Consider the following 6,782-nt stretch of genomic DNA (forward strand, 5'->3'; position numbering starts at 1 on the left):
CGCCTTCTCCACCATAAGAAATAGGCCCGTTAACAAAAAAAGCGCGGGCCGTAGGAGAGAAATCCCCCTACCGGCTCGCACTTTTTCGTTATTCTTTCAAGTTCTATCGTTTGGACGGATCGTAAGGTGTCCCCAATGCCGCCGGCGCCGAAGAACGGCCCACCGCACTCACCAGGACGATGATCGTCAGCACGTATGGAATCATGAAAATAAATTCCTGCGGAATGCTTCTGGACCATTCGAACAACTGCACATAGTTGCGGATCGCTTGCGAGAATCCGAAAAACATGGCGGCCCCCAAAGCGCCGACCGGATTCCACTTCCCGAAAATCATCGCGGCGATCGCGATAAAGCCTTGGCCCGAGATCGTGTTATGCGCAAACGTACTTGTCGTGGTGAGCGTGATCGTCGCGCCCCCGATCCCCGCCAACGCACCGCTGATCATAACGCCGATATAGCGCATCCGCGAGACGTTTACCCCTAGCGTATCCGCTGCTCCAGGATATTCGCCGACGGAGCGCAGGCGAAGGCCGAATGGCGTTTTGAACAGCAAATAGTAGGCGATACCGACTAGGATAAGCGCCAGATAGGTCGTCGGATACGAGTTAAAAAAACCTTCCCCGATAATCGGAATGTCCCTAAGCACCGGGATCGCTTTTTTCTCGAACACGTCAATAAGCGGGGTTTCGGCCGAGCCGTTAAAAATCAGCTTGACGATGTAAACCGTTAATCCGGCCGCCAAAAAGTTGATGACGACCCCGCTGATCGTTTGATCGGCTTTAAACGTAATGGTCGCGACCGCGTGAATGAGGGATCCAAGAATCCCCACTACGACTGCGGCGATTACACCGACCCAAGGGGCCATACCGCCGAGTCCGGCTTCCTGGGCATAATAAGTGCCTACGCCTGCCGCGAACGCCCCGAAAATCATCAAGCCCTCCAGGCCGATGTTTACTACGCCCGACCGTTCCGAGAAAATACCTCCGAGCGCGGCGAATATGAGCGCTGTTGAAAATACAAGGGTTGAATTCAACAACTGGCCAAGCAGCGTAAGAATGTCCATATTACAACACCTTCTCTTTCTTGCGCTTGAGGTAGAATGGTTTCAACACAAACCTTACAATCCCCTGGGCCGCGATGAAGAAAATGATCGAGCCGATAATGATCTTGATCAATTCCGGCGGAACCCCCGCGGCAAAGCTCATGCCGGCGGAACCATAGGTAAGCACGCCGTAAAGCGAACCTGCCAGGACAACCCCGAACGGATGATTCATCCCCAATAGCGCAACGGCTATGCCGTCAAAACCGTAGCCCGGGGATGCCGCGAACACGGATTGATAATGGAATACCCCAAGCACCTCAAAAGTTCCGGCCAAACCGGCAAACACACCGCTGATGAACATCGCCTTTACGACATTCCGGCCCACATTCATCCCGGCATAATCCGCTGCGTTCGCATTGAAGCCGACCGCACGCATTTCATAACCTTGTTTGGTTTTCCACAAATAAACATAGAAGAACACAGCCGCCAGCAGGGCTATGACCGTTCCCCAGTGAACGCGCGCATTGTTGAAAATGCCTCCCAAAAATGTCATAGCCGCCGAAGCGCCGATATCTTCGGAGCGATTCTGACCTTTCATCAGGAAGAAATGGCGAATCACGTAATTGGAAAGATATAAAGCCGTCCAGTTCAGCATAATCGTCGTGATGACCTCGTTAATGCCGCGCTTGGCCTTCAGATAACCGGCGATCGCCGCCCAAAGTCCGCCCGCGATCCCGCCGGCAATGACGGCCAGCGGCACGACGATATTAGAGGATACGCCCGTCATTAAGAGGGATACGGAGGTGGCGGTCGTCATCCCGATCAAAACCTGCCCGTCCGCACCGATATTAAACATCCCGGAGCGAAACGCAAAGGCGACCGCAAGACCGGTAAAGATCAGCGGAGTAATTTGACGAATCGTCTCCCCGAAATCATACGGATTACCCACAACGCGCTGAATCAATGCGCTGTAGGCCACCAGGGGATTGTAACCGCCGAGAAGCATGACTACCGCGCCGACCAGCAGGCCGAGCAAAATGGCCACAAGCGGAACGATCAGGCTGTCCAGCGAAAATATTTTGCGCAATTTATCCATGCGATTGACCTCCCTGTTCCATGAAACCGGCCATCATCAGTCCGAGCTCCTGATCGTTCGTGTCCTGCGGACGCACCTCACCGACAATTCTGCCTTCGTAAATAACGGCGATGCGATCCGATACATTCATAATTTCATCAAGCTCGAAAGAAATTAGCAGTACGGCTTTCCCTTTGTCCCGCTGTTCGATCAATTGCCGGTGAACGAACTCGATCGCGCCCACGTCCAGTCCACGGGTCGGTTGAGCGGCGATCAGCAGATCCGGGTTCTTGTCTATTTCCCGAGCAATAATCGCTTTCTGCTGATTCCCCCCCGACAGAGAACGAGCTTTCGTATAAATGCTGGGGGTTCGCACATCGAACTGCTCCACCAGCTCTTCGGCATGGCGGTCTACTGTCTTCTGATCGATAAATCCGCTTTTGCTGTACGGATGCTTATAGTACGTTTCGAGCACCATGTTCTCGCTGATGGAGAAATCGAGCACCAGTCCGTGCTTGTGCCGGTCCTCCGGGATATGGGACAACCCGCTTTCGATTATTTTGCGTACGGGCAGATTAGCGATTTCCTTGCCCGATAACTTGATGGAACCGGAGTTGATTTTGCGGAGCCCCGTAATCGCTTCGATCAATTCCGTTTGTCCGTTACCGTCCACCCCGGCGATCCCGACGATTTCTCCGGCTCTCACCTGCAGGTTCAGACCGTTCAACACCGGAATTCCGTCCTTGTTTTGCATCTTGACCTCGTTCAACTGCAGAACAGGTTCTCCGGCAGCCGGCTCCTGTTTGTCAATTTGGAACGTAACATCCCGTCCCACCATCTTGGCGGCCAATTCGTTCGGGTTCGTGTTGTTCGTGTCGACCGTATCGATGACTTTTCCCCGGCGAATAATCGTCACCCTGTCGGAGATCTCCATGATTTCCTTCAGTTTGTGCGTGATGAGAATGATCGATTTGCCTTCCTCAACCAGCCTTTTCATAATCGCCATTAACTCTACAATTTCTTGCGGCGTAAGTACCGCTGTCGGTTCGTCAAATATAAGAATATCCGCGCCGCGAAACAAGGTCTTCATAATTTCGACCCGTTGCTGCATGCCAACCGAGATATCCTGAATTTTGGCATTCGGATCGACCTGAAGACCGTATTGTTCCGACAATTTCGCCACTTGGGCGGACGCCGATTTATAGTCGATATTCAATCCCTTTTTCGGTTCCATCCCGAGAATAATGTTCTCGGTGACCGTAAAAGGCTGTACGAGCTTAAAGTGCTGATGCACCATGCCGATGCCCAGTTTGATCGCTTTGTTCGGGTTATCGATCGTGACCTGCTTCCCATTGATCTCGATCGTGCCGTGATCGGGTTGGTAGAGCCCGAACAGGATGTTCATTAACGTGGATTTGCCCGCCCCGTTTTCGCCAAGCAGCGCATGGATTTCACCTTTACGCAAGGTCAGGCTGATTGAATCATTGGCTACAACACCGGGAAAAGATTTTGTGATTTGCTTCAACTCGACTACGGTAGCCGCAGTGCTCATGAAATCACCCTCACCATCATGGGATTTACGCAAACAACAAGGCCAGCTAAGATAACACTGGCCTTGCCTGCTTGTACATATTAAACTATCGGCCGTATTGCAGCTTCCGTTACAGAGCTTGATTACTCTGCGGGAACCGTAATTTCGCCGCTGATGATCTTTTGCTTGTATTCTTCGACTTTGTCGAGAATTTCCTGGCTCACATTTTTCTTGGAAGTCTCAGGCAGACCTACGCCGTCATCTTTCAGAGTCAGATTAGTTACCGTACCGCCCTTGAAAGTTCCGTCGATGACTTGTTGAGTTACGTTCTTAACCGCAACGTCCACCCGTTTGATCATGGAAGTCAAAGTAACGTCGTCGCCGAATTCCAGCGATTGGTCCTTGTCAACGCCGATAACCCAAACTTTGGTGCCGCCAGCGTTATTGCGAGCTTTCGCTTCGTTAAATACGCCGTTACCGGTTTGTCCGGCCGCCGGGAAGATAATGTCTGCGCCGTCGTTATAGAGCTGGCTCGCCAGCGATTTCCCTACATCCGGTTTGTCATATGCGCCGGCGTAAGTAGGGATTACTTCCGCGTTAGGGTTAACTGCCTTTACACCCGCTTGGAAGCCGACTTCAAAGCGTTTGATTACCGGACTTTCGGCCCCGCCGATAAACCCGACTTTGTTAGTTTTTGTCGTCATCCCTGCGACTACGCCGACCAGAAAGGCCCCTTCGTTTTCGGCAAACGTAATGGATTCCACGTTAGGAGCATCAACCACGCTGTCGATGATCGCCAGGTTCGCGTTTGGATTCGCGTCCGCCACTTGTTTCAAAGCGTCGCCAAGGTCAAAGCCGATTGCCCATGTCAGATTATAACCGCCTTGCACGAACTGGTTCAAGTTAGGAATGTAGTCCGCGCTGCTGTTACTTTGCAGGTATTTGTGTTGAATCCCTTGCTCTTTGCTCAGCGCCTCAAGAGCTTCCCAAGACGATTGGTTGAAAGACTTGTCGTTTACGCCGCCAATGTCCGTAACAAGACCTACCTTGATATCGGCCCCTTTCTTCGCCTCATCGCTCGTTTGGGTATTGCCGGCTCCCGTATTCGACGCTGCGCCGTTGCCGCCCGCGTTCTCCTTTTTGTTGCCGCATCCCGCCAGAATCATCATCAGCGCGAGGACCATGACTAAAGAAAATTTGAAGGCTCTGTTCATTGACGTTAAATCCCCCTTATGATTTTTAACCTTGTCTAGGCTTCATGTACAGACCGATTATACCTTTAAATTAGTGTAAAATCCATACTTTTAATGACCGAAGGTTAAATAAGTTTCGCCTTTTTGTGAAATGAAGCGCTTACCTTTGCCATAACTGCCACAGAACGTTCGCTATGTGTAAATATCAAAGATTACCGGCCTCGGTCAGGCCGTTTTTATCTATGTATAGCTTTTCCCCAAATGCTGTTTCTTAACACAAAACGGCCGTCGTCTCCGGTAATTTCTCAACCAGTTACGACGGCCGTCTCAACATCTTAATTAGGCGTTGATTTTCTCTTTGGCCACACTAGCCAACGAGTTAAATGCATTGATATCGTTAACAGCCAGGTCCGCAAGCATCTTGCGGTTGATGTTCACTTCAGCCAGCTTCAAACCGTGCATCAATTTGCTATAGGACAATCCGTTCATGCGGGCAGCGGCGTTGATCCGCACGATCCACAGTCTGCGGAAGTCGCGTTTTTTCGTGCGACGGTCGCGGTATGCGTAAAGCAAGGATTTCATCACTTGCTCGTTAGCGGTTTTGAAGATGCGGTGTTTCGAACCAAAATAACCTTTAGCCAGTTTCAATACTTTTTTATGACGACGACGAACGACGAATCCGCCTTTTACTCTTGCCATATTAATAAACCTCCCAATAAGTTGTGTTAAAAATTACTTCAAGTTTGCAAGTTGTTGCTTCAAACGGCTAACGTCACCGGAATAAGCCACAGGGCTGTTTGCCAATACACGTTTAGCGCGTTTGGACTTATGGGACAGCAAGTGATTGCGGTTCGCTTTGTAACGTCTTACTTTACCGGATCCGGTAATTTTGAAGCGGTCCTTCAGACTGCTGTGGGTTTTCATTTTAGGCATTGTACTTCCCCCTCAAAGTTTGTGAGCTGCGCGGCTCACCGGTCAAGCCCGGGATTCGCGCTTAGTTTTTAGGTGCCAAAATCATGATCATGCTGCGGCCTTCCAATTTCGGATGGCGCTCAATCGTGGAAAGTTCCGCAACCTCGTCTTTGACGCGATCGAGAATTTTCTTACCGATGTCAGCATGGGTAATTTCACGTCCGCGGAAACGGACCGAACATTTTACCTTGTCTCCATCTTTTAAAAATTTGATCACATTGCGAAGCTTCGTCTGGAAGTCGTGTTCTTCGATATTCGCACGGAACCATACTTCCTTGATGTCCACTATCTTCTGATTCTTACGGGCTTCCTTCTCTTTCTTCTGTTGCTCGTAACGGAATTTGCCATAGTCCATGATCCGGCATACCGGAGGCTTGGCCGTCGGCGCCACGTTAACCAGATCCAGATTCAGGTCGATGGCCATTTGAAGTGCCTCGCGGATCGGTTTGATACCGATCTGTTCCCCGTTGGCTCCCACCAAACGTACCTCTTTGGCCCGTATCTCATCGTTGATCAAATGTTCCTTACTGATAATTCTCCACCTCCAAATAATTCTATTGTCCCTTTAATGAGGGTTATGGCTCAAAATAAAAAGGGATGCAGGTCCACGCCCGCATCCCAAATTGATCGTCAATTCTTCATGAATAAGTCTATTCATAAATCATTGGATCAAAACCAGCCAACACGATCGTTGGACAGGTGAGAAGCCATGGCCTCTGCTTGCAATCCAAAACAGTTATTGCAACACACTTGAATACTTTAACATATTCCTCAAATCATTGTCAAGCGATATAAAGCCGGATTTTGAGCACCGGAAGGGCCGGTTGAATTCAAGATTCGACGCCGACTTGACTTCGCAAGTAACCACTTCGTGATCAAAAGCCGGATTTTGAGCTACCCATTCAATAAAAAGCTCAAAATCCGGTTTTTCAGCACCGAGAAGCTTGGATGAAACCGGACCTGAGGAGC

General features: G+C 50.2%; 8 protein-coding genes. All 8 read right to left on the reverse strand.

The window, feature by feature from the left end:
* Nucleotides 1-103 precede the first annotated feature (103 nt).
* Nucleotides 104-1,063: an ABC transporter permease gene (locus tag LBW89_RS22440; protein ID WP_148450657.1), complete on the reverse strand. Its 960-nt coding sequence runs from the start codon at nt 1,061-1,063 to the stop codon at nt 104-106.
* A gap of 1 nt (nt 1,064) precedes the next feature.
* Nucleotides 1,065-2,138: an ABC transporter permease gene (locus LBW89_RS22445; RefSeq protein ID WP_148450658.1), complete on the reverse strand. Its 1,074-nt coding sequence runs from the start codon at nt 2,136-2,138 to the stop codon at nt 1,065-1,067.
* A complete protein-coding gene (locus LBW89_RS22450) occupies nt 2,131-3,669 on the reverse strand; it encodes an ABC transporter ATP-binding protein (RefSeq protein WP_148450659.1) in 1,539 nt (512 codons plus the stop codon). The genes LBW89_RS22445 and LBW89_RS22450 overlap by 8 nt, the downstream gene beginning before the upstream one ends.
* A gap of 122 nt (nt 3,670-3,791) precedes the next feature.
* Nucleotides 3,792-4,862: a BMP family lipoprotein gene (locus LBW89_RS22455; RefSeq protein WP_148450660.1), complete on the reverse strand. Its 1,071-nt coding sequence runs from the start codon at nt 4,860-4,862 to the stop codon at nt 3,792-3,794.
* A gap of 318 nt (nt 4,863-5,180) precedes the next feature.
* Nucleotides 5,181-5,540: a 50S ribosomal protein L20 gene (gene rplT, locus LBW89_RS22460; RefSeq protein WP_148450661.1), complete on the reverse strand. Its 360-nt coding sequence runs from the start codon at nt 5,538-5,540 to the stop codon at nt 5,181-5,183.
* A 33-nt stretch (nt 5,541-5,573) separates the two neighbouring features.
* On the reverse strand, nt 5,574-5,774 hold the full coding sequence (gene rpmI, locus LBW89_RS22465; protein WP_044477582.1) for a 50S ribosomal protein L35: 201 nt from the start codon (nt 5,772-5,774) through the stop codon (nt 5,574-5,576).
* Nucleotides 5,775-5,835: 61 nt separating this feature from the next.
* Complete coding sequence (gene infC / locus LBW89_RS22470) at nt 5,836-6,330, reverse strand: translation initiation factor IF-3 (RefSeq protein ID WP_148450662.1); 495 nt, start codon at nt 6,328-6,330, stop codon at nt 5,836-5,838.
* A 219-nt stretch (nt 6,331-6,549) separates the two neighbouring features.
* The coding region (locus tag LBW89_RS22475) for a hypothetical protein (RefSeq protein ID WP_225040448.1) at nt 6,550-6,782 on the reverse strand (233 nt) is incomplete at its 5' end.

This window comes from Paenibacillus sp. alder61 (assembly GCF_020179875.1).
In the GTDB taxonomy this organism is placed as follows: Bacteria; Bacillota; Bacilli; order Paenibacillales; family Paenibacillaceae; genus Fontibacillus; species Fontibacillus faecis.

Coding starts and splice junctions, on each gene's coding strand:
- rpmI (WP_044477582.1), bottom strand. CDS start 5,774: ATGCCTAAAATGAAAACCCACAGCAGTCTGAAGGACCGCTTCAAAATT.
- LBW89_RS22455 (WP_148450660.1), bottom strand. CDS start 4,862: ATGAACAGAGCCTTCAAATTTTCTTTAGTCATGGTCCTCGCGCTGATG.
- LBW89_RS22440 (WP_148450657.1), bottom strand. CDS start 1,063: ATGGACATTCTTACGCTGCTTGGCCAGTTGTTGAATTCAACCCTTGTA.
- LBW89_RS22445 (WP_148450658.1), bottom strand. CDS start 2,138: ATGGATAAATTGCGCAAAATATTTTCGCTGGACAGCCTGATCGTTCCG.
- rplT (WP_148450661.1), bottom strand. CDS start 5,540: ATGGCAAGAGTAAAAGGCGGATTCGTCGTTCGTCGTCGTCATAAAAAA.
- LBW89_RS22450 (WP_148450659.1), bottom strand. CDS start 3,669: ATGAGCACTGCGGCTACCGTAGTCGAGTTGAAGCAAATCACAAAATCT.